The sequence below is a fragment of the Pseudomonas sp. BYT-1 genome (assembly GCF_023611805.1).
GTDB lineage: Bacteria > Pseudomonadota > Gammaproteobacteria > Pseudomonadales > Pseudomonadaceae > Aquipseudomonas > Aquipseudomonas guariconensis.
This window is the reverse complement of sequence record NZ_CP072559.1, coordinates 2,000,401-2,022,883: the sequence shown is the minus strand read 5'-3', so window position 1 is coordinate 2,022,883 and position 22,483 is coordinate 2,000,401. Positions and strand designations below refer to the sequence as shown.

Annotated in this window: 23 protein-coding genes; 17 read left to right on the top strand and 6 right to left on the bottom strand. The window is 59.8% G+C overall.

Going from position 1 to position 22,483, the window contains the following annotated elements; translation table 11 throughout:
- The first annotated feature begins 9 nt into the window (after positions 1 to 9).
- The 11 genes from J5X93_RS09250 (at position 10) to J5X93_RS09200 (ending at position 11,257) form a co-directional block, all read left to right on the top strand.
- Entirely contained in the window at positions 10 to 387 is a 378-nt protein-coding gene (locus J5X93_RS09250; RefSeq protein ID WP_182941296.1) for a TIGR03745 family integrating conjugative element membrane protein, read from the top strand.
- Between the two features lie 7 nt (positions 388 to 394).
- A complete protein-coding gene (locus J5X93_RS09245; protein ID WP_182941300.1) occupies positions 395 to 796 on the top strand; it encodes a TIGR03750 family conjugal transfer protein in 402 nt (133 codons plus the stop codon).
- Complete coding sequence (locus J5X93_RS09240) at positions 793 to 1,431, top strand: PFL_4703 family integrating conjugative element protein (protein ID WP_182941303.1); 639 nt, start codon at positions 793 to 795, stop codon at positions 1,429 to 1,431. Before J5X93_RS09245 ends, J5X93_RS09240 begins: the two co-directional genes overlap by 4 nt.
- Positions 1,431 to 2,237, top strand: a complete 807-nt coding sequence (locus J5X93_RS09235; RefSeq protein WP_182941306.1) for a TIGR03749 family integrating conjugative element protein — start codon at positions 1,431 to 1,433, stop codon at positions 2,235 to 2,237. Before J5X93_RS09240 ends, J5X93_RS09235 begins: the two co-directional genes overlap by 1 nt.
- A complete protein-coding gene (locus J5X93_RS09230; protein ID WP_182941309.1) occupies positions 2,227 to 3,735 on the top strand; it encodes a TIGR03752 family integrating conjugative element protein in 1,509 nt (502 codons plus the stop codon). Before J5X93_RS09235 ends, J5X93_RS09230 begins: the two co-directional genes overlap by 11 nt.
- Positions 3,698 to 4,117 carry a TIGR03751 family conjugal transfer lipoprotein gene (locus J5X93_RS09225; RefSeq protein ID WP_182941312.1) on the top strand — a complete coding sequence of 140 codons (420 nt, stop codon included), beginning with the start codon at positions 3,698 to 3,700 and terminating at the stop codon, positions 4,115 to 4,117. Before J5X93_RS09230 ends, J5X93_RS09225 begins: the two co-directional genes overlap by 38 nt.
- Positions 4,117 to 6,858, top strand: coding sequence for a conjugative transfer ATPase (locus J5X93_RS09220; protein WP_182941315.1), 2,742 nt, complete (start codon positions 4,117 to 4,119; stop codon positions 6,856 to 6,858). Before J5X93_RS09225 ends, J5X93_RS09220 begins: the two co-directional genes overlap by 1 nt.
- 225 nt (positions 6,859 to 7,083) lie before the next feature.
- Positions 7,084 to 8,049 carry a TIGR03756 family integrating conjugative element protein gene (locus tag J5X93_RS09215; RefSeq protein ID WP_182941318.1) on the top strand — a complete coding sequence of 322 codons (966 nt, stop codon included), beginning with the start codon at positions 7,084 to 7,086 and terminating at the stop codon, positions 8,047 to 8,049.
- Positions 8,049 to 9,404, top strand: coding sequence for an integrating conjugative element protein (locus tag J5X93_RS09210; protein WP_182943343.1), 1,356 nt, complete (start codon positions 8,049 to 8,051; stop codon positions 9,402 to 9,404). The genes J5X93_RS09215 and J5X93_RS09210 overlap by 1 nt, the downstream gene beginning before the upstream one ends.
- A complete protein-coding gene (locus tag J5X93_RS09205) occupies positions 9,401 to 9,706 on the top strand; it encodes a hypothetical protein (protein ID WP_182941321.1) in 306 nt (101 codons plus the stop codon). The genes J5X93_RS09210 and J5X93_RS09205 overlap by 4 nt, the downstream gene beginning before the upstream one ends.
- Positions 9,707 to 9,715: 9 nt before the next feature.
- Positions 9,716 to 11,257, top strand: coding sequence for a conjugal transfer protein TraG N-terminal domain-containing protein (locus J5X93_RS09200; RefSeq protein WP_182941323.1), 1,542 nt, complete (start codon positions 9,716 to 9,718; stop codon positions 11,255 to 11,257).
- On the opposite strand, the gene J5X93_RS09195 is transcribed toward J5X93_RS09200, so the two are convergent.
- The gene (locus J5X93_RS09195; RefSeq protein ID WP_232092042.1) at positions 11,246 to 11,611 is read right to left on the bottom strand and encodes a hypothetical protein; all 366 of its coding nucleotides are present in this window, start codon (positions 11,609 to 11,611) and stop codon (positions 11,246 to 11,248) included. The two genes, J5X93_RS09200 and J5X93_RS09195, sit on opposite strands and share 12 nt — an antisense overlap.
- 569 nt (positions 11,612 to 12,180) lie before the next feature.
- Between J5X93_RS09195 and J5X93_RS09190 the strand changes: the two genes are divergently transcribed.
- The 4 genes from J5X93_RS09190 (at position 12,181) to J5X93_RS09175 (ending at position 15,174) form a co-directional block, all read left to right on the top strand.
- Positions 12,181 to 13,209 carry an IS30-like element ISPsp8 family transposase gene (locus tag J5X93_RS09190; protein ID WP_050161940.1) on the top strand — a complete coding sequence of 343 codons (1,029 nt, stop codon included), beginning with the start codon at positions 12,181 to 12,183 and terminating at the stop codon, positions 13,207 to 13,209.
- The gene (locus J5X93_RS09185) at positions 13,206 to 13,532 is read left to right on the top strand and encodes a DUF3085 domain-containing protein (RefSeq protein WP_250034623.1); all 327 of its coding nucleotides are present in this window, start codon (positions 13,206 to 13,208) and stop codon (positions 13,530 to 13,532) included. The genes J5X93_RS09190 and J5X93_RS09185 overlap by 4 nt, the downstream gene beginning before the upstream one ends.
- 296 nt (positions 13,533 to 13,828) lie before the next feature.
- On the top strand, positions 13,829 to 14,149 hold the full coding sequence (locus J5X93_RS09180) for a hypothetical protein (RefSeq protein ID WP_232092043.1): 321 nt from the start codon (positions 13,829 to 13,831) through the stop codon (positions 14,147 to 14,149).
- An 86-nt stretch (positions 14,150 to 14,235) separates the two neighbouring features.
- Positions 14,236 to 15,174, top strand: coding sequence for an ArdC family protein (locus tag J5X93_RS09175; protein WP_182941329.1), 939 nt, complete (start codon positions 14,236 to 14,238; stop codon positions 15,172 to 15,174).
- Between the two features lie 85 nt (positions 15,175 to 15,259).
- On the opposite strand, the gene J5X93_RS09170 is transcribed toward J5X93_RS09175, so the two are convergent.
- Both J5X93_RS09170 and J5X93_RS09165 read right to left on the bottom strand, forming a co-directional pair.
- Positions 15,260 to 15,625 carry a histone-like nucleoid-structuring protein, MvaT/MvaU family gene (locus J5X93_RS09170; RefSeq protein WP_182941332.1) on the bottom strand — a complete coding sequence of 122 codons (366 nt, stop codon included), beginning with the start codon at positions 15,623 to 15,625 and terminating at the stop codon, positions 15,260 to 15,262.
- Positions 15,626 to 15,750: 125 nt separating this feature from the next.
- The gene (locus J5X93_RS09165; protein ID WP_232092044.1) at positions 15,751 to 15,945 is read right to left on the bottom strand and encodes a DUF7740 domain-containing protein; all 195 of its coding nucleotides are present in this window, start codon (positions 15,943 to 15,945) and stop codon (positions 15,751 to 15,753) included.
- Positions 15,946 to 16,167: 222 nt separating this feature from the next.
- Between J5X93_RS09165 and mobH the strand changes: the two genes are divergently transcribed.
- Positions 16,168 to 17,886, top strand: a complete 1,719-nt coding sequence (gene mobH / locus J5X93_RS09160; RefSeq protein WP_182941334.1) for a MobH family relaxase — start codon at positions 16,168 to 16,170, stop codon at positions 17,884 to 17,886.
- Positions 17,887 to 18,105: 219 nt separating this feature from the next.
- On the opposite strand, the gene J5X93_RS09155 is transcribed toward mobH, so the two are convergent.
- Together J5X93_RS09155 and J5X93_RS09150 are read right to left on the bottom strand one after the other, a co-directional pair.
- The gene (locus tag J5X93_RS09155) at positions 18,106 to 19,134 is read right to left on the bottom strand and encodes an IS30-like element ISPsp8 family transposase (RefSeq protein ID WP_050161940.1); all 1,029 of its coding nucleotides are present in this window, start codon (positions 19,132 to 19,134) and stop codon (positions 18,106 to 18,108) included.
- A gap of 149 nt (positions 19,135 to 19,283) precedes the next feature.
- A complete protein-coding gene (locus J5X93_RS09150) occupies positions 19,284 to 19,736 on the bottom strand; it encodes a hypothetical protein (RefSeq protein ID WP_182941336.1) in 453 nt (150 codons plus the stop codon).
- 106 nt (positions 19,737 to 19,842) lie between these two features.
- Between J5X93_RS09150 and J5X93_RS09145 the strand changes: the two genes are divergently transcribed.
- Positions 19,843 to 20,115, top strand: coding sequence for an AzlD family protein (locus J5X93_RS09145; RefSeq protein ID WP_182941338.1), 273 nt, complete (start codon positions 19,843 to 19,845; stop codon positions 20,113 to 20,115).
- Between the two features lie 351 nt (positions 20,116 to 20,466).
- Here J5X93_RS09145 and J5X93_RS09140 read toward each other — a convergent pair whose 3' ends face one another.
- Complete coding sequence (locus J5X93_RS09140) at positions 20,467 to 22,269, bottom strand: tyrosine-type recombinase/integrase (RefSeq protein ID WP_182941340.1); 1,803 nt, start codon at positions 22,267 to 22,269, stop codon at positions 20,467 to 20,469.
- Positions 22,270 to 22,483 lie beyond the last annotated feature (214 nt).

The window sequence follows — 22,483 nt, the reverse complement described above, 5'->3', positions numbered from 1 at the left end:
GACCGTGCCATGAAACTCTCCCACCATTGCCACCGCCCGCTTCTGCTGCTGCGGGATACCTGTTCAAAAGCCCTGTTCGGCGGTCTGGTTTTGCTGAGCTCGACGTTCGCCTGGGCCGACCTACCGACCATGGAGGCACCTTCTCGCGGCGAGGGCTCGGGCTTGATCGACACCATCAAGAACTACGCCTACGACGGCGGCATCCTGCTCGGTCTGTTGATCGCCACCCTCGCCTTCCTGGGCGTGGCCTGGCATTCGCTCACGGTCTACGCCGACGTGCAGAACCAGCGCAAGACCTGGAAGGACCTTGGTGCAGTGGTGGGCGTCGGCGCGCTGCTGGTGGTGGTGATCCTGTGGTTCCTCACCAAAGCCGCGACGATTCTGTGAGGTCACTATGTCCGACACCCCTGCGACCCTGCCCGACGGCACGCTGACCTTCCTGCCGGAACGCCTCAACCGTGACCCGGCCGTCCTCCGTGGTCTCACTAATGACGAAATGTGGGTCGCTTTGAGCGTCGGTGCCGGGCTGGGTGTGATTCTCGGCGCACCGCTGGCGGTAGCCACTGCTTCCATAGCGACTCTCCCCACCTGCATGTTCCTGTGCATGGCATTGGTGTTGCTCGGCGGCGGCAAGCTGCTGCGCCGGGCCAAGCGCGCTCGCCCCGAGACCTGGTTGTACCGGCGCCTGCAGTGGCACCTGGCGGTGCATTGGGGCATCGGCACCCACCAGCTGATCCTGCACTCAGGGCCGTGGACGGTGCGCCGGACGCGCCGGCATAGGAGGGCCAACCCATGAGCCGCTTCCGCAACAAGGTGGATGCCCAGCAGGCGCATATTCTCAGCCTGCGCCTGGCCGTGGCCATCCTGGCGCTGCTGTGCGGTGGCCTGTGGTACGGCTGGCAGGCCGCGCCCTCCGAACTCACCATTCACGTACCGCCTGATCTGCGCTCAGGCAGCACGCGCAAGTGGTGGGATGTGCCCCCGGAAAACATCTACGCCTTCGCCCTGTACATCTTCGGACAACTCAATCGCTGGCCCACCGACGGTGAGATCGACTACCACCGTGCCATCTTTGCCCTGCAGCCCTACCTGACGCCAGCGTGCAAGACGTTCTTCGACGGTGACTTCGAATATCGCAAAGCCGCCGGCGAACTGCGTGGCCGGGTGCGCGGCGTTTACGAGGTGCTCGGCCGTGGCTACAGCGACGACCCCGACCTGCGCGTGAAGCAGCTGGATAAGCACAGCTGGCTGGTCAAGCTCGACCTCAACGCCGACGAGTACTACGCCGCCGAGCCGGTAAAACGCGTGGTCGTGCGCTATCCGCTGCGGGTGGTGCGCTTCGACGTCGACCCTGAACGCAACAAGTGGGGCCTGGCGCTGGACTGCTACGAAGGCACACCGCAGAAACTGACATTGCCGGGAGGTGCGTGATGATGCGTGTCTTGATCCTGATTCTGGTGATGGCCAGCGGCTGGTGTTCAGCGGTCGGCGCCGTCGAGGTCAAATACTGGGACCGCCTGCCGTTGGCCATTCCGCTCACGGTGGGCCAAGAGCGGGTCCTGATGCTCGATGAAGATGTTCGCGTCGGACTGCCCAGTGCGATCTCCGGCAAGCTCCGAGTGCAGTCCGTCGCTGGTACGGTGTACCTGCGCGCCGCCGAAGCGCTCCCCCCTACCCGGCTGCAGCTGCAGTCGTTGAAGACGGGCGACATCATCCTGATCGATATCGAGGCGCTTGACGGCAGCGAGGCGCTGGAGCCGGTCAAGATCGTGGCCCAGGCTCAGTCGCCGGACATGGAAGTCGCGAAGGATGTCGCCCCCGCGGCGACGCCGGTACCGGTGGTGCTTACCCGCTATGCCGCACAGAACCTCTATGCGCCTCTGCGTACTGTGGCGCCATTGCCCGGTGTGCGGCGTGTGCCGCTGACCGACTCCATCGCATTCAGCACCTTGCTGCCCACCGAGCGGGTTTCGATCAAGGCGCTTGCTGCGTGGCGGCTCGGCAATTACTGGGTAACGGCGGTAAAGATCGTGAACCGCGGTCCCGGCAACGTCGCGCTGGACCCGCGTCATCTGCAGGCCACGCTCTACGCCGCGACGTTTCAGCACGCAGACCTTGGTCTCGCTGGCACGCCTGAAGACACTACGGTGGCCTACTTGGTTACCCGAGGCGGGGACTTGAAGCACGCGCTGCTGTTACCTCCACCAAAACCGGACGCTGCCGATCATGAAAGCTAACAGCCTGCTGAAGTGGTTGGTACCCGGGGTCCTGCTGGGCATCGTTCTGATCATCGGCAAATCCTGGCTAGCCGCTCCAGACGGCCAGCCCGCGCACGATCCAGACAAGACCACGCTCAGTGCGGAACAAGCCAAGGCCTTGGGCATCGCGGGCGACACCCCGCGCGACACCGTGGCTACGCTGATCGGCCAGGTCAAGGCGATGCGCAGCGAGATGCAGACGCTGAAGAAAGGCAACGATGCGCTGCAGACCGAAAACAATCGGCTGCGCTCGCGCGAAGGCAATATCGACACGCGCATCCAGAGCACCTTGAGCAGCGTCACCCAGCAGGTCACCGAGCAGCGCCAGCAAGCCAACGATGCCCGGCAGAAGGCTGAGCAGCAGCACCGCGAAACTCAGGGCCTGCTGTCCAGGCTCAAGGACCAGCTCACCAACAAGCCGGCCGCCAAGTCGGATCTCCCCGCAGGCTTTGGCCTTGAGCCCGGCGACGAGCAGCAGTTTTCGGGGGATCAGCAGCCGGCTGACGCGACGCAGTGGATCGAACCGTCGAATGCGCGCGCCGGCCAGGGCGACGCCAGCAAAGCTGAGGGTCCGCTGTCATCGCTGACGTCGACGTTCAAGGACCTGAACGGCCTGGACAACAACGCCATTGATCGTGGCCAGGACCGCTTGCGTGCCGTCGCCAAAGGCGAGCGTGACTTGGAGAATGCCCAGGGCCGTACCGAAGGCGCCAGGCCCGTCTACACCCTCCCCGAGAACTCGACGTTGATCGGCTCGATAGCGATGACCGCGCTGATTGGCCGGGTCCCGGTGGACGGCACGGTGAACGATCCCTATCCGTTCAAGGTGCTGGTGGGACCAGACAACCTCACTGCCAACGGCATCGACCTGCCGGACGTAGTCGGCGCGGTCATGAGCGGCACCGCCGCCGGTGACTGGACGCTGTCCTGCGTGCGCGGACAGGTCGAGTCGATCACCTTTGTCTTCAGCGACGGTACTGTACGCACGGTGCCGCAGCCGCAGAAGGTTGTCAGCCGCAATCGCAGCAGCAACCAGACCTCGGACACCGAGAAGATCCGTGGTGGCCTGGGCTACATCTCCGACCCTTACGGCATTCCCTGCATTTCCGGCGAGCGCCGCTCCAACGCTCAGCAGTATCTGGGCAGCCAAAGCCTGATCACCGCGGCCGGCGCCGGCTTCGCCGCGGCCTTGGGCAGCGAGCAGACCAACACCTCGTTCATCAATTCGTCCAGCGGTAGCCTGGGTTTGACCCAGAACAGCGGCAACAGCGCGCTGAACTCGGTCATCAGCGGTGGCATTGGCGATATTCGTGAGTGGATCAACAAGCTCTATGGTGAAGCCTTTGCCGCCATCTACGTGCCGCCTGGGGCCAAGGTGGCCCTGCACCTGGATCACGAGATCACCATCGACTACGAGCCGAAAGGCCGGAGAGTGAACCATGAAAGCCCTTCCGTTTCGGTACTGGATCTGGATTAGCCTGTTGCTCGCTCTGCATCTGACCGGCTGCTCTACCAGCAAGGAGGAAATGCTGCCCCATGGCGATCAAACCATGCTGGACATCTGGAATGGCGGTGGCTCCGTCGGCTCCCAACAACAGCTGCAGGAAGCGCGTGGCGAACTGCGCCGTCCAGTACTCAACCCTGAGCGCCTGATAGGCGACCAGAACGCCTACACGCGCACGGCTGCCAACGAGATCCGCGCCCAGTTCCCGCGCCTGCCCAATCCGGACCTGGTCATGTACGTGTACCCTCACCTGGCCGGTACCCAGCAGACCCCGGTACCAGGCTACTCGACGGTGTTCCCGCTGTACGAGAAGGTCCAGTATGCGCTGCCCGGCGAGCGCCTGGACGATCTGTGATGGCCGATGACCCGAGTCGCGACCAACTGCACTGGAAACCTTGGCGCGCGGCGCAGCGCCGGCGCGCGACGCTTGCCGACGAGGCCGCCCAGTATGCGCACAATCCCAGCTTTGCTGATCACCTGCCCTGGGTCGAATACCTCGAGGACGAGCAGTGCTTTCTGCTCGACGACAACCGCTCGGTGGGCGCGGTGTTCGAGCTGCAGCCGATCGGGACCGAGGGCCGTGAGCCCGAGTGGTTGATGGCGGCCCGCGACGCCCTGGAAGATGCGCTGCAGGACAGCTTCGACGAACTGGACCAGGCGCCCTGGGTGGTGCAGTTCTTCTGCCAGGACGACAGTGACTTTGCCCCGTACCTCGAACGCCTGGAGCGCTATATCGCGCCGAGGGCCCGCGGCACACCATTCACCCAAGCCTTCTTCACGTCGATGCAGCGTCACCTCGACGCCATTGCTAAACCGAGCGGGCTGTTCGACGACCATGTCGTGTCCCACCTGCCCTGGCGCGGCAGCAATCGGCGGATTCGACTGGTGGTCTACCGCTGGCTCGGGGAGCAGGCCGATGATGATGGGCAGAGCCCGACTCAGCTGCTGAGCCGCACGTGCGACCGCCTGGTGGCCTCGCTGCAGGCTTGCGGGGTCTGCCCTCGCCGGTTGACCGGACGCGACTTCTACGCCTGGTTGCTGCCCTGGTTCAACCCGTCCCCTGCCTTAACTGACGAATCCCCCGCAGCGTTCTATCGACGCGTGCCCTATCCGGAGACGGACGACGGCGAGGACCTGCCGCTGCCGTTCGACCACGATTTCGCCGAGCGGCTGTTTTTCCAGGAACCGCGCTCCGATAGCGAACAGGGCCTCTGGTACTTCGATCAACAGCCTCATACGGTGATGGTGGTCGACAAGCTGCGCAGGCCGCCGCATATCGGCCAGCTGACCGGGGAAACGCGCAAAGGCGAGGCGTTGAACGCCTTGTTCGATCAATTACCCGAGCAGGCGGTGATGAGCCTGACCCTGGTGATCACGCCCCAGGATGTGCTCGAAGAGCAGCTCAACCGCCTGGCACGTAAAGCCATCGGCGAGAATCTCGCCTCCACCCAGACCCGCCAGGACGTGGAGGAAGCGCGCGCGCTGATTGGGCGCCAGCACAAGCTGTACCGCGGCACGCTGGCGTTGTACCTCCGCGGTGCGGATGAACAGCAGCTGCGCCAGCGCTCGATTCAGGCCGCCAACGTACTGCTCGGCGCCGGCCTGCAGCCGGTACGCGAGGGCGACGAAGTGGCAGCCTGCAACAGCTACCTGCGCTGGCTGCCGATGATCTACAACCCGCTCCGAGACACGCGCAATTGGTACACGCGGCTGTTGTTTGCCCAACATGTCGCCAACCTGTTGCCGCTGTGGGGGCGCAGCATCGGCACCGGCAATCCAGGTGTCACCTTCTTCAACCGTGGGGGTGCACCGCTGTCGTTTGACCCATTGTCACGTTTCGACCGCTCGATGAATGGCCACCTGCTGTTGTTCGGTCCGACCGGCGCCGGCAAGTCGGCCACCTTGGTTTCGATCCTGATGCAGGTCATGGCCGTGTACCTGCCGCGGCTGTTCATCGTCGAAGCGGGCAACTCCTTTGGCCTGCAGGGCGACTACTTCGCCACGCTCGGCTTGTCCGTCAACAAGGTTCAGCTCAAACCCGGCAGTGGCTTAAGCCTGGCGCCGTTTGCCGACGCCCGTCGGCTGATCGAGCACCCGGATCAGGTGGCCAGTCTGTCGACCGAGGACCTAGATGAAACGGCGCCGGACAGTGATGAGCAGCGCGATGTGCTGGGCGAATTGGAGATCACCGCACGGTTGATGATCACAGGTGGTGAAGCGAAGGAAGAGGCACGCCTGACCCGCGCAGACCGCAGCCTGATCCGCGAGTGTATCCTCGATGCCGCCCAGCACTGCGCAGCGACCGAACAGCAGGTGTTGACCCGTCATGTCCGCAATGCCCTGCGCCAGGTCGCCAGCGACGCCCATTTGCCGGACAAACGCCGGGAGCGTGCCCAGGAGATGGCCGAGTCCATCGACTTATTCTGCCAGGGTTTTGAGGGCGCGCTGTTTGACCGCCCCGGCACGCCCTGGCCAGAGAGCGATGTGACGATCGTCGACCTCGCCACGTACGCCCGTGAGGGTTACGAGGCGCAGATGTCGATCAGCTACATCAGCCTGATGAACACGGTGAATAACCTCGCCGAGCGCGACCAGTACCTAGGCCGGCCGATCATCATGGTCACCGACGAAGGCCACATCATCACCAAGAACCCGCTGTTGGCCCCCTTTGTAGTCAAGGGCACGAAGATGTGGCGCAAGCTGGGCGCCTGGTTCTGGCTGGCCACACAGAACCTGGCCGACTTCCCCGACGCGGCGCAGACCATGCTCAACATGATCGAGTGGTGGATCTGCCTGAACATGCCGCCGGCGGAAATCGAGGAAATCGCTCGCTTCAAGAAACTCACGCCGGCTCAGAAGGCGCTGCTGCTCTCCGCGAGCAAGGCCTCGGGCAAGTACACCGAAGGCGTGGTCCTGTCGAAGAACCTGGAAACACTGTTCCGCGCAGTGCCGCCGAGCCTGTACCTCGCGCTGGCCATGACCGAGCCCGAGGAAAAAGCCCAGCGCTGGCGATTGATGGAGGAGCACCACCAGTCCGAGCTGGAGGCCGCCTTGCAGGTCGCCGCGGAGATCGATCGCCTGCGGGGCATATCCTGAGCGCACCTGCGCCAACGTTATTCAAAGCCCATTCCCCTAACAAAATTCGACAAGGAGCACACTTGTACTCCTTTGGTCATTTTGCCCATTCGCCCCCACTCAACCCGACAACAGGCAAAACCGATCCCCCCAGTCTCGGTTTGTCAGCCCTCCGTTTCGACCGGATTGGGGATGCTGCAGCTAGGCGCACGGATGCACACCGCCGCTACCTGCTGAGCGCTGCCCATGAACGTGACCACCCCACGCAGATCTGCAAAGCCACGGAATACTGGCCATGCCCTCACCGCGGCCGCTCTGCTCGTCGCCGCCGAACAGTGCCTGGCATTGACCACCCCGACGATCATCGCCTCTGTTACCTCGCTGCAGTGTCTGGAGTACCGGGTCGTCGGCATCTGCTACTGGCTGCTGTGCACGCCGTTCGGCTGCACGGTGCGGACCTCGCCGAAAGTCCGGCATTTCATTCCCGAGCTGGTGGTGTCGAGTTACGCCGACACCGGCGCCAACCCTTGGAGCGAGATGTCGGCACTGTCGACACCGACGCCAGCGTCACAAGGGGGTGGCAACCTGATCACGCCTTCGCCTCAGCGCGATAACCTGCCACGGTTCAAGAATGTCGATGGCATCGGGCACCCTGGGGGAGCTGCCCTTACCGCCCTGGCGCATACGTTCGGCTATGCCTGCCCAAGCAGTGCCGTGCCGTATGCACCCTATTACCTCAGCACGCTCGACCCGCTGGCGTGGCGCCAGGCCATTCCCGAATCTGTCTACCCGCAAGCACTGGTTCCGGGCATGCGCGAGATCGGCAACCAGGCACTCGGCGACATGTGGGGTAGCGTCTACCCACGCCACGGATTTCTGGTGCAGCCCGACGACTTCAAGGCGGGTGCCGTAATGGCGCAGCGCGCCAGCGACTTCATCACTCGCGTTGGCCAGCCGCACGTCTATCGGCCGCTGCAGCCGATGCCTGCTCCCGGCTACTGGCCCCCGCAGCCGGTACTGGAAAACAACGTCAACAACCACCGCTGGCAGTTGCTCGTCCCGTTGATCCAGAACACCTGCGCCATCTTCCCTAGCCCTGCGATCCAGAGCGCCGACGGCGCCTATGCCTGGTCGCTGTGGCGGCCCTACCGCTGCTGCCAGCGCATGGGCCAGACCTTCCTGTTCAGCATCGATTTTGACGGAGGCCAATGATGAAGATCCTCTTGCTCGGTCTGCTGTGCTTCCTCTTCTATGCCGTGGGCCACGCCGCCGAGAACGGCTACCACCTTGGTGACCAGGCCCAGGTCCTGGACGACCGCGTGATGTACACCATTGGTGGCGGCTCGGCGGCCGGCGCGCCCTCCTCGCTCTACCGACCCAATGGCCTTGGCGTGGGCATGTCCTGGCGCGCCAACATGATGTGCGGAAACATGAACCTCTCGAACACCCTGCAGAACCAGCTCAATGGCGCCACCCAGGGGTTCCAGCAGATCATGGGCAACGTTATCCAGAACGCCACGCAGGCCGTCATGTCGCTGCCGGCGATGATCATCCAGCGGGCTAATCCCGGGCTGTATGAGCTGCTCAGCAATGGTGTTCTGCAGGGACGGATCGACTTCGACCGATCCAAGCTCACCTGCCAGGCAATGGCGGCGAAGATGGCCGACAAGGTCGACCAGGCCGGCTGGGGCGCGCTGGCGCAGAACCAGGAGATGCAGCACAACCTCGAGCAGTCCGGCGGTGACGCCGTGACGGCAGTGAAAGACACCGAATCCAATAACGGCAACAACGGTGTCAGCTGGGTCGGCGGGCAAAAAGCCGGTGGCAACGGCCAGCAACCCATCCGGGTCACTTCGGATGTCGTCAAAGCCGGCTACAACCTGCTGCACAACCGGGCGGTCGAGGATACCTCAGCTCTGGGTTCGGGTTGCCAAAATGGCGCCATCTGCCAAGCCTGGTCGAGTCCCGAGGAGGCCTCCGAGTGGGCGACGCGTGTGCTCGGGGAAACCGAGGTGCAGACCTGCGACGACTGCGAGACGTTGCGGGTAACCGCCGGTACCGGCCTTTCGCCGCTGATCCAGGAAACCTACACGGAAAATCTTGAAGGCTTGCAACGCATGGTCTCGGGTGCCGAGCAGCCGACACCCGAGCACCTGGGCAAAGTCTCCAGCCCGTTGCTGCAGGTCTCCCGAGGTGTCATCGAGGGGCTACGCGACGACCCCGATCAGAACCTGCTGGCCCGACGCCTGGCCAGCGAAACCGCGCTATCGAGCGTGATCTACAAGGCGATGCTGCTGCAGCGCACGCTGTTTGCCGGCAGCCATGAGCCCAATGTGGCCTCGGCGCAGCCCGCCACCACTGCCCTCAACAGCAACGTCGAAACGCTGGAACGCGAGATCCGCCTGCTGCAAACCGAGCTACAGGTACGCCAGTCGCTGGCCACCAACACCGCCAGCCTGGTCCTCGATCGCCACGCCGGCGGTGCCGACGCCTCGCGTAGCATCGATCAGCGCGATCCGGAGCCGGACCGGCTGCGCCGAGCCGAACAGGAGAGGAGCACGCCATGATCTTGATTTCGGTGAGATCCACGCTCGCACGTGTACTGCTGGTACTCGGCGCCATGCTGGGCATGTTGCTGATTGCTTGGATGGCGCTGCACCTGTCCGTAACCAAGTTCAATTGGCTCGAACCAGCGCCAGCGACAACGCCCTACTTCGCGTGCTGGCGCGCGCTCTTGTACACCCTGATGTTCGCCGGTTGGGTCGCAGCGTTGCGCAGGCGGCCCACGCCAGCAGATCAACAACGGCTAAAGCGCCTGGGATTGATCGGCTTTAGCTCGATCATCCAGGTCGAACTGTCTCGCGTGTGAGGTGCAACCATGAACATGAGCACCAACAGCTACCTCGAGTATTACCTTTCGCTGCTGGCCTGGATCATCAATAACGGCATCTGGAACACATTGGCGGACACCGGGCTGTTCGCCGCTCCGTTCGGCGCGATCATCCTGCAGGAATGGCTGTCGGCCCGCCAGCAAGGCGCCGACGAGGGCAACAAGGGATTGCTGTCGATCCCTCGCGTCGAGAACCGGCTGTGGATGAGCTACGTGGTCATATTGTTTGGCTGCATGCCGTTCTTTCCGCTCAACCTGTCCTCCGTGAGCTTTGACGATGCTGCGAGCCAGCGCTGTGGCGTCTCCATGGCCAAACCTGCGGATACGGCTTGGGGCACGACCTTCAACACCATCGGCGAGAAATCAGCGAACGTGCCGGTGTGGTGGTTTCTGGTGCATGCCATGAGTAAAGGCATCACCGCCGCCGCCACATCGTCGATCCCGTGCGCGCCAGACATCCGCGCGATGCGCATGGAAATCGACAGTTCGAGGATCAATGACCAGGTGTTGCTGCAGGAGGTCGCCGACTTCACCCGGGACTGCTACGGCTTTTCGCGCTCGCGGCTGTTTACCAATCGGCCCGATTTGGACGAATCCCAGAGCTACGATGCTTCCTGGATTGGCTCGACCTACCTGCTCAACACACCGGGCTACTACGATACCGATCGCTCGCGAATGCCCAGGGTCGATTGGCCATACGACGAGACGAGAGATACCTCTCTGCCCCAGCTCGAAAATGGTGCTGGTTATCCCACCTGTAAGCAGTGGTGGAGCGATGGCACGGTCGGCTTACGTGATCGCTTGGTGGCCGAGGTGGATCCAACGCTGATGTCGCAGTTGCGGGGCTGGCTGACTGGGCGCACCACCACCGAGATCGAAGACGCTACCTTGCGCGAACTGGTGAGCCCGCGGCAGCAATCGTTGAGCATGGCGCCCGGGCAAGTGTTCCAGGACTACGGCAGCAGTGCCAGGGGCGGCTCGCTGAGGCAAGGGCTCAACAACCTGGCCACCAACACCGGCCTGGCCCTGGGTTCTTTCAGCAACTTCCCAGCGATGAATGCCTTGCGTGCAGCCTTACCCATGGTTCAGGCCTTTCTGATCATGGGCACCATCATCAGCTTGCCCCTGGTGCTGCTGATCAGCACCTACCAGCTCAAGGCGCTCATGACGATCACGTTCGCGCTGTTCACCCTACATATGTTGACGTTCTGGTGGGAGCTTGCGCGCTGGATCGATTCGAGCATGCTGGAAACGCTATACAACCAGGTCTCAGCCACAGACCAGGCGCTGTTGTCGTTGCCGACGGCAGGCTTCATGGACGGAACGGTCACCGCTCAGGTAATCGAGTACGTCATGGGTGCAATGTTCATTGTATTGCCTGCATTGTTCGTAGGCACTATAAGCTGGGCAGGTTACGCCGTGGGTAATGGGATCCAGAGCATGTTGGCAAGTGGCGGCAAGAATGCAACCGACGCTGCAAGCAAAGGCACAGCGCAATTGACGAGTGCCGGAAAGAAATCAATCAGGTGACTTAAAGTCACCTATGTAATGGCCGTTGCTATCATAATCGCCAATATAGAGGTCAGCACCCAGAGAGTCTGGGACTGACTCTTCTCGACTCGCCAAAGGTTCGCCGTTCTCCCACCAGCTTCGAACCAGAGCAACTGCCAGGCTGGTGATGATCAGCAAAGCAAAGGCGAGAGCTACTGCAGCAAGGCCAATCAAGCAAAGTAGTCTAACAGCTGCCGTTACCCAAAATTTTCTATGCGGTAATTGAGACGAACTCTGAGCGCTTACTAATTTGGATGCCAAATTTCGCCAGGCTGTTCCAAGGCTAGAACCTATAAGGCCCGGAACTGAATGAGGACAGATTTTGGTACTCATGTTACACCTCCACAGGCCGGTAGCCCGTTGGATCCAAGATTCGAGTTTACTCCTTTCAGCCCCGCGAACAGTACCGCTCATCGTTCAGCAGCGGACTGAAACATCGCCATGGAACTATGCGGACACGGATCCTGACTCTGCATCTGCCCCGCCGTTGACCACAGTCAGCCGGCCTGATATTGAGTAAGTGCAATCGCTGGTTATCCAGCATCCCAGGTAGCCGTAACCTTTGAGGCTACGTCACGTTTGTGATGGTTATCCCCAAATGCGATTCGCGTTCGGCAGCTCGCATGGTCACCGCTCCCCGGTGATGAACGCCTTCCAATCCCCCATAGCTCATTGAGCCCGCGTCTTCGACGCCCCCAAACCCAATCCATACCAGTGCTGGGAATTCTCCCGCATGGGTGGCATTCCTCCGCACCTTCTGGAGGATCTTATCATGCTGCGTTTCACAGGCACTGAACTTCACGCCGTATTAGCAGAGGCCGGTATCAACGGTTGCAGAGTGATATTGGGCGGCGGCAAAAACTGAGTGCAACACCTGACCTTTCCGGTACGGTGCTGCCCCTATGTCATATACCGAACTCAGCGTTGAAGAACGCGCCACCATCCAAATCGGCCACGCCCAGGGCTTCAGCCTGCGCAGGATTGCTCGCCTGATCAATAGGTCTCCTTCGACCATCAGTCGAGAGCTGCGCCGCAATCGAGATGTCTGTGGCAGCTACTCGGCCCGCGCGGCCCAGGAGCAGATGAAGGCCCGCCGCCAAGTCTGTCGACCGAGCCGAAAGCTGCTGCCGGGGAGCGAGCGCTTCGAACTGGTGGTTCATATGCTGCGTGAGCGTTTGTCTCCCGAACAGATTGCCGGCAAGCTGCGCCACATGAACATACCTAGCCTCAGAGATGCCTACGTCTGTCGCGAGACGATCTACAACGCGATCTATGCCCTGCCAGTGGGTGAGCTGCGTAAGGAGCTGATCATCTGTCTGCGCCAAGGCAAGACGACGCGCCGGCCGCGCTCTGGTGGCGTGGATCGGCGCGGCCAGATCCCCGAGATGGTCAGTATTCATGTGCGCCCGCCGGAGATTGAAGACAGGCTGATGCCGGGGCATTGGGAAGGCGACCTCATCAAGGGTAAGGCCAACGCCTCGTCCGTCGGTACGCTGGTGGAACGCACCAGTGGGTACCTGATGTTGGTGAAGATGAACGACGCGACGGCGACTTCGGCGCTGGAAGGCTTCAGCGCCGCGCTCAATAGCATGCCGCTGGAGATGCGCAAGAGCATGACTTACGACCAGGGCCGGGAGATGGCACGACACGCCGAGATCACCCAAAGAACCGGCGTGGCGATCTACTTTTGCGACCCGCACAGCCCCTGGCAGCGCGGCAGCAACGAAAACATCAACGGCCTGATTCGCCAGTACTTGCCCAAGGGCACAGACCTGTCGGTACATAGCCAGGAGGAGCTGGACGCCATTGCGCTGCAACTGAATATGCGACCGCGTAAGCGCTTCGACTTCAAATGCCCAATCGAAGTTATGGGCGAGGTGATGCAGAAGGCCATGGCTATGCGGCATGATGCTCCAGTTTCAATTCAATGACCGTGTTGCACTCAGCTCCTGCAACCGCCTTGGTCAAAGACCACGGCGTCTACCTCATGTCAGAGGTTGGCGAAAGCAAAGCAGATGGCGGTGGGCGTAAACGTGTGGCCTATGCCACCGGTTGCAACCCTGCCGTCGACGACTTCGACACCTGGTGGAACCGCGCCCGCGATGAATTCGGCGGCGATGATTTTGCCGAGTACTTTGACATCGATGATCCCGTTCTCGCCAGCCTTCGCGGTACTGCAGGATCGCTGGTGGTGGAAGCCACCTCCACCCACCTGTACCTGGCCGCCGAGGTTGACCCTGCGGGAAAATCTTGAACTCACAAGCGAGCATCTCGCACTTCCCGAGAGGCACCTTAGCGGGCCTCTCGGGACGCATTCCGCACTACGTTCCAACTAACTGGAGATCGCCGCTGGTCAGAAATTACAGGCCAATAGTCTTCCGTGGAACGCTCTGGATAGACGCACTCAAATGAGGTCAGGGCCGGAGATTGACCCCACGTGCAAGCGCGCTTTAATAGACGGACGCTACCTGCTCGGTGCGTTGATCGGATCGTGCAAGGGCACACCAAACCTCTAACAGGTGACGCGGAATCGGCTAAACGGAGGCCACCATGTCCAGGATGAACCACCTCTCCACTGCCATTGTGCTGAGCCCAGGTGTCTGGCGACAGTTCATTGAACCTGCCACAGGCGAGGAGCCGGTTGGTCAGTCCGCAGTGCGCTTGGCAGAACTGCTCAATAGCGCGCTGACGTCTGCACCGCTTGCCCTGCACCGTCCCATAGCACTGCAGCTCGAGCTGCAGAGCAACGGCACTTCAGTAGTTGCTCATTTGCCGCAGCTTCAGCTGGCTCGCGTCATACCACGCAGCGGCCCAGCTTTTTTGCTCGTCCGACTGCCTGATGAGCGCGCGGTAGACATCGCTTCCCTCTGACCCACTCAGCACCGTCACTGCCCCTCTACCCCACCGGGAACCCTTCCCGGTGGGGAGGTGTTCCCCCTTCACGCCCGGAGAACGCCATGTCCGATATCTACCTGGACGTCACCAACAAGATCGTCAGTGCCCTGAGCCAGGGCGTGATCCCCTGGATCAAACCTTGGACCACCACAGGTACGAGCGCTGACTCCCCATTTCCCATCAACGCCATTACCCGGCGGCCCTACGCCGGCATCAACGTTCCACTGTTGTGGGCTGAGGCCCGCCTGCGAGGGTTCACCCAGGATCGCTGGCTGACCTTCAATCAGGCACGCAAGGCTGGCGGCCATGTACGCAAGGGCGAGCAATCCACCCTCGCGGTACTGTACAAACCGATGAGCAAGGAGGCGCATGACGAGGACGGCCAGGTCGTTCGCGATGAACAGGGCAACATCAAATTGGTGCAGTTCGCACTTCTGCGCACGCACTGCCTTTTCAATATCGAGCAGACCGAGGGCTTGCCTGATGAGAAGCCAACCACCGCTGAGCACGCCGAGCTCGCGACCTTCATCGATCATGAACCGGCCGAGCAACTACTGGTCGCCAGCGGTGCGCGCATCGAGCATCGCTACAGCGATGACGCGTTCTATCAGCCGATTCGTGATCTGATCCAACTACCTACGAAAGCGCAGTTCGAAGATGTCGGCAGCTACTACGCAACGGCGCTGCATGAGCTGACACACTGGTCGGGCCACCAGTCGCGTCTGAACCGTGAAGGTATCACCGGCGGGCATGCATTCGGCTCCACGGCGTATGCCTTTGAGGAACTGGTCGCAGAAATGGGCGCCGCGTTTCTCTGCGCACTTACCGGTACCACAGGTGAGTTGCGTCACGAGGAATACCTAGCGTCCTGGCTGAAGATACTCAAGGAGGACAAACGAGCCATTTTCCGTGCCAGTGGTCAGGCCCGGGAAGCCTCTGAGTACCTGTTGGCCTTGCAGTCTGATCGAACCAGGGATACGCCAGTTCGACTCACCGCATGATTCCACTCACCCAGCAAAAAGGCCCCTGTCCGGGGCCTTTGTTTTGTCTGCAGCGCGACTTTTGCCGCTGTCTGCAAGTCAGTGATTACTGAACCCAACTCTCTACGGTTTCCGAGCCGTGCTCCTGCTTCCACTGCTTAAGGATCTTGTGGTTGCCGCCCTTGGTTTCCACAATCTCACCGCTCTGCGGATGCTTGTAGCGTTTCACCTCGCGCGGCTTGCGCTGACTGCTGCTGGAGGCGCTCGCGGTCGGTACGCTCAGGCCCTTGGCCGGATCCAGAATGCTGATCACCTGGCGCAGGCCCATGCCGTATTGTTCCAGCAACGCTTTGAGTTTCTGTTCAAACTCGATTTCCTGCTTCAAACCGGAGTCGTTTTTCATGGCATCCAGCTGTTGCAGCTGCGCGGCCAGTTGCGCTTCCAGTGCTTTGAACTCGGCAAGTTTGGACATGAATGATGTTCCTAGTTGTAGGACAAGTGCTGGGATAGTAGCTGAGACTGCGGATTTAGCCGAGGGTTTACTTAAAGCGCACGCGCTCTTGCGAGGTGTCGGTAAAAGCGACCTCGCCTGGTTACTCAATCAGGCAAGTGCTGACACAGGTGCGCCACAAGTTGCCGCGGGTTTGCGCTGTTCCCGATCTTGAACACCATATCACGCTGGCTGCGGGGCAGTTTTTTCGCACAGCGCTTGGCCGCAGATCGGATGGCCGCATCCGTGCCATGAATCCGATCGGCCAGTAACACGACCAATCCCGCATCACCCAACGTCATCCGCGCCCCTGCTCTAGCAATCATGCCGGGCAGTCTACGCCCTGAACAAAGGGACCGCTATTCCGATCGGCCGCCGATCCCGATGCGCCTGACTTCGAATTATCACACGCGCAAAAAAGGCCAAGCCGGTAAAGGGTAACGGCGGCAATGGAAGGGGGCGCAAGGGTAAGAGGTCTATCCGAAAAGGCAAAAGGACCTCCCGAACGAACAGCAGGTCATGCGATGAAACGCTGGTGGTTGAAATCTCGAAAAGGTGAGGCGACAGAGCTCACTCCCTCTCCCTTCGTCGAGGGCTTCATGCTTCCTCAGTCGGCCGAATCTCTACTCGCCGCCGATCACCGGAGAAAGCTGCTCGAACGCATCTGGCAGTACACGGCCCTCTCCGAAGCGCAGTTTGATCGGCTCTACCTCGAGCCCATCCGCCGCTACGCCAGCTTCGTACAGCAACTCCCGGCCAGCGAAAGCCATCATCACGCCTATCCCGGGGGCATGCTCGATCACGGGTTGGAGCTGGTGGCCTGCAGCTTGAAGCTACGCCAGTCCTACCTCCTCCCCAGCGGCGCTGCACCGGAAGACCAGGCGGCACAAGCCGATGCCTGGAGCGCCGCGATTGCCTACGGTGCCCTGCTCCATGACATCGGCAAAATCGCCGTCGATTTGCAGGTGGAGTACCAGAACGCAGCGCGCTGGTACCCCTGGCACGGTCCCATAAACCAGCCCTACCGTTTCCGCTACAACCCCGACCGCGATTACAAGCTGCACGGTGCCGCGGCCGGGCTGCTCTATACGCAGGTCTTGCCGCCAGCCCTGCTCGACTGGCTCAGCAGCTTTTTCGAATTGTGGAGTCAATTGCTGTTTCTGCTCGCCGACCACTACGAGCACGCTGGAATACTCGGGGAACTGGTGCTGCAAGCGGACCGGGTGTCCACCGCGCAAAACATCGGTGGCAATCCTGCGAAGGCTTTGCAGGCGCCCAAGCACTCCCTGCAGCACCACTTGCTAACGGCACTGCGCCATCTGGTGAAGAACGAGTTCAAGCTCAACCAGCCCGGCGCGGCCGGCTGGCTCACCGAAGACCACCTATGGCTGGTCAGCAAGACCACGACCGACAAACTTCGCGCACATCTACTGGCCCAGGCTGTGGACGGTATCCCCACCTCCAACATCGTCTTGTTCGATGAGCTGCAGTCACATGGATTGGTGGAAGCGACACCGGAAAGCAAAGCGGTTTGGAACGCAACTGTCACAGACGGTGACTGGCAGCATCGCTTCACCTTCCTTCGCCTGCAGCCGAGTCTGATTTGGGCCAATGAGTCCAGGCCAGACTGCTTCAGTGGCACGGTTGAACCGATGATGGACCATCCCGTATCAACCAGTGAACCCTGCGAGCCGAGCACAGATGGGCCGCAAACTGCCGCGAAGGAAAAGCGGCCGACCACAACGATCTTGGATGAGGATTTCAACTATCTCGATGATCTGATGGATATGTTGGAAGAGCCGCGTCAACTTGAGACTGAATCAAGCACTGGAAACTTGCAGTCCGAAACTACGCCTCCCCAGGATGCCATTGGGCTGGTTTTTCTAGAGTGGCTGCGCGACGGTGTCCGCAGTCATCGACTGTTGATTAACGACAGCAAGGCGAAGGTCCACTCCGTGGAGGGGACTTTTTTTCTGGTCACGCCGGGGATTTTCCAACGCTACGTCGCTGAGTGTTTGAAGTGCACTACAGAAGATGAAAAAAATTTAGCATGGCGGCAGTTACAACGCCACTTTGAGCGGCTGGGCATCCACAAAAAACGATCTAATGCGCAAAATATCTGGACCTGCAGAGTAAACGGCCCGCGTAAATCCAGCACTCTGAATGGATACCTTCTACATAACGCTAATTTCTTAAATAGCGTTCCGCCGCCAGACAATCCCTTTATCTCATTACAATCTTAACCTGGCGAGAATTCACGAAGCAAACAAACACACAATCAACCCACATCTAAAAGCCAGCTTGAAAACCGAAAATCTGCCTTGCAGGCAAACCCTTCAAGAATTTTACTTGGCCGACCTGATGCCTATATTAACTAATCACTCAGAAAAAACATGACCGAGCCTGATAAAACACCAGGAAAATATTACGCACGGCGGTTGCAGGAGCTGAGTGCAACACGGTCATTGAATTGAAACTGGAGCATCATGCCGCATAGCCATGGCCTTCTGCATCACCTCGCCCATAACTTCGATTGGGCATTTGAAGTCGAAGCGCTTACGCGGTCGCATATTCAGTTGCAGCGCAATGGCGTCCAGCTCCTCCTGGCTATGTACCGACAGGTCTGTGCCCTTGGGCAAGTACTGGCGAATCAGGCCGTTGATGTTTTCGTTGCTGCCGCGCTGCCAGGGGCTGTGCGGGTCGCAAAAGTAGATCGCCACGCCGGTTCTTTGGGTGATCTCGGCGTGTCGTGCCATCTCCCGGCCCTGGTCGTAAGTCATGCTCTTGCGCATCTCCAGCGGCATGCTATTGAGCGCGGCGCTGAAGCCTTCCAGCGCCGAAGTCGCCGTCGCGTCGTTCATCTTCACCAACATCAGGTACCCACTGGTGCGTTCCACCAGCGTACCGACGGACGAGGCGTTGGCCTTACCCTTGATGAGGTCGCCTTCCCAATGCCCCGGCATCAGCCTGTCTTCAATCTCCGGCGGGCGCACATGAATACTGACCATCTCGGGGATCTGGCCGCGCCGATCCACGCCACCAGAGCGCGGCCGGCGCGTCGTCTTGCCTTGGCGCAGACAGATGATCAGCTCCTTACGCAGCTCACCCACTGGCAGGGCATAGATCGCGTTGTAGATCGTCTCGCGACAGACGTAGGCATCTCTGAGGCTAGGTATGTTCATGTGGCGCAGCTTGCCGGCAATCTGTTCGGGAGACAAACGCTCACGCAGCATATGAACCACCAGTTCGAAGCGCTCGCTCCCCGGCAGCAGCTTTCGGCTCGGTCGACAGACTTGGCGGCGGGCCTTCATCTGCTCCTGGGCCGCGCGGGCCGAGTAGCTGCCACAGACATCTCGATTGCGGCGCAGCTCTCGACTGATGGTCGAAGGAGACCTATTGATCAGGCGAGCAATCCTGCGCAGGCTGAAGCCCTGGGCGTGGCCGATTTGGATGGTGGCGCGTTCTTCAACGCTGAGTTCGGTATATGACATAGGGGCAGCACCGTACCGGAAAGGTCAGGTGTTGCACTCAGTTTTTGCCGCCGCCCACACATTAGTAAAACTTTATAAATGCATGCGCAACCTTGACACAAAATATCAGAGAGACCAGAGAAAGCCTTCCAACTTAAAAGCTCCGACCATCAGAGATCAAAAGTATCCTCTATATCTTCTGACTCACCATCTTCGCTAGTTAGCAATGATACGCGAGCGCTTTGCACATAATCAAAAAGCGGCATATACACTTTTAAGAACCCATCAGCAGTCAACACCTTATTACCCTTTACGAAATTAATCACCTTATCAGCGACAAAGTCTTCAGGATGCTCCTCATGTGCCAAAATCACCTGTGTATTTACAGGAGCCTTAAGCGCAACATTAACAAGCAGCTTCTTCAAATGCTCTTTATCTTGCGCACCTTGATTTGGTGAGTCAATGACGACAGGCGCAGGCAAAGAACCATTTTCTGCTATTGTTTTCCACAGAGCCGAATAATATGCAATGATGGAACGGGCCGACCGACTACCAGAGTTAGAAGGCCGCTTTGCGAGCCCCCACTTATCAAGCCCAGATAAAGACTCAACACTCAAATCCACAATTGTGGCCGAGAAATAATTTCGAAATTCTTCGAGAGGCGCTTTAGAGTCGTGGGTTTTCGCCAGCTCCTTTAGGGCACGAAACTAGGGGCGATTCATTCTGATCATGGCTGTGGTTACCCTCGTGACCCGCTGGGGCGGGGTGTTCGTGATGTCGCTTGTACCTATCAACTACAGGGTGCAGCAGTTCATCAGTGCCATGTCCGGATCGGTTTTGGTAGCGGTGCTCACGCCCTTGGCGATCACGGGTGATAACGGCGCGCGCCTAGCCTTGCTGACGACGGCAATCGTAATGCTGACGTTACGCAAGCCACTTCCAGCGATCGCCGCAGGCATTTTTATTGCTGCACTGTTCCGCCAAGTTCAGGTTGTATTGTAGCAGACCAATCTGCTTGCCAATTCAATTGAAGCTGAACCACGGGTCTGCAATTCGATAGTAGCCATGAATAGATTCGTCTTTTGACGACGCCATTCGGCCCCGCTCAGCCTTCAAGAAACGTCCGCTTAGGGTCCAGGCTGTGTGAAAACTCCAAGGCCAAGTCGGACAACGCGCTTCTATGCGAATTCTGGATAAGCTCGGATACTCAACTGACCAAGAATTCACGCAGAAGCGCGATTTTTAGGTTGTTTTTTAATCAACCAGAGTCCGCTTGGAGTTTTCACACAGCCTGGGTCGAAAACTGCCATTCGTGACAGAGCAGTTATCGACCCGTCGCGGCGATTTCCGCGCCTAGCAAATAGAAGTCAGAAGGTTCACAAGCTCTTCAAAATTATCAACGGTAACAGCGGTGCAAGGAGCATTTCCGCGCAGTTTTGCATGGGGATTGGTCAGCATGCGGTAGACATCCCAGGCTCCCATTGCAGGCAGTGCTTCGAATACCGCAAGCACCAGCTTGAGCTTCAATGGATCAAGCTGCCAATCCGGAATCCTTTGACCCCGATTACCAAGACTGACTGAGAGCAACCTCCGAGCCTTGATATCCCGGTTGAGCTGATCCCGAGACTTGCCAGCGAGTCGAGCAAATGTGGGGAGTGGAAGATTACTTGGCGCTTCAAATGCTGCGAGCATCTCCGCGCGCTCTTTTTGGATGCCTGAGACTTCACTGCCGCCGATCTCAGACCGCGACTCGACAGCCGGCTGCCTATACGATTTGGCATCATACCGGGCCCCATTCGGCTTAGGTTGTGCGAGTGCATTGTGCAGTGGAACCACAAATTGTGTGGCGGCAGTCCGCGCCGGAATGGACGCTGTGCCTTCCAGGCGTATTGTTAAGGGTGCACTTGCGGCCTGTACATGCCCTTGCGCGCAGAGATCCAGTCGGTTCGCCCAGTCCTGCATCATTGCCCGGCGTTGCTCCACGTATTCGGCGTGGTTATACGAAGCGCTGACCCTGTCTGGGTCGGCGTGAGAAAGCTGTGCGTCAACCCATGCTTTCGGGTAGCCGATCTCGTTAAGGGCTGTAGAGATAGTAGCTCGCATGCCGTGCCCGGTGAGCTTGTCAGCAAACCCCATACGCCGCAGCGCACTGTTCAAAGTGTTCTCACTGATGCGTTTACTCAAGTCGCTTCGATGGGCAAGCAAGTGTCGCTGCGCGGGCACAACACGATCGATCAGCAGCCTCACCACCTCCAGCGCCTGGACCGACAGAGGTACGATGTAGGGCGGCACCTTGGAGGCCTGGCTGCGGCTTTTGCGCATTTTGAGCTGTAGTTGCTTAACCACTTCAGGCGGGATGACCCACAGTCGACGCTCCAGATCGAACTGATCTGGAGTAGCCAAGCGCAGCTCACCGGTACGTACACCAGTGAGTAGCAGAAGCCAGATCCCCAAAAGAGTCTGCTGACCGCCGTGATAAGTACGGAGTTTACTCAGCAGCAGGGGTAGCTCAGCCATACGCAGGAAAGGATTATGCTCCACTGGAGGTTTCGGCATCGCCACAACGTCCAGGTCGGCCGCAGGGTTATGCTCCAGGCCAGCGATCCGCACCAGCGCATAACGAAACAGTTGATTCAGCCAGGTCCGGCACTTTTCCGCCGTGGTAAATGCACCGCGGGACTCAATACGATCCAGCACCTCCATGAGCACATGCCGGGTGATGTCATGGATGGAGCGTTCGCCGATGTGGGGAAGAATATCTTTGGCGAAGATGCGTAGCATCTGCGACAGCGTGCTCTGACGCCCCTCTTTGAGACTCAAGCGGCGGAAGGCGATCCACTGATTGAACACAGCCTCGAAGGCATGATCGCTGGAGAGGCGAACTGCAAGACGCTGTTGCTTGCGTTGCTCGCTTGGATTCGTGCCTTGAGCTATCAACGCTCGCGCTTCATCTCGCTTGGTGCGCGCATCCCGCAGCCCGAGCTGAGGATAACTGCCGAACGACATGCGCTTCTGCTTACCAGCCCAGTAGTAACGGAAATGCCAGACCTTTCCACCTTGCGCGGTGATATGAAGAATCAGGCCATCGCTGTCAGCGAGCGTATAGTCCTTGCCGGTGACTCGGGCGTGCCGAATCGCCATCTCCGAGAGTGCCATGGTGACCTCCTGAACCTGTCAGAGGCCAAATGCTCGTCTCATGCGCCACCAAGCTCCACCGGAAAAGCGAATTGGGGCATATCCAATTCTGGCCTTAAATCTGGCCTTAAAATGCCCGGATACTACCGGTTTTTGGTGGTTCCCGCTGGAACGAAAAAAGGGCCTTTCGGCCCTTTTTTCAACGACTTACAGACTTCCGTGGAACTCTGTAGAT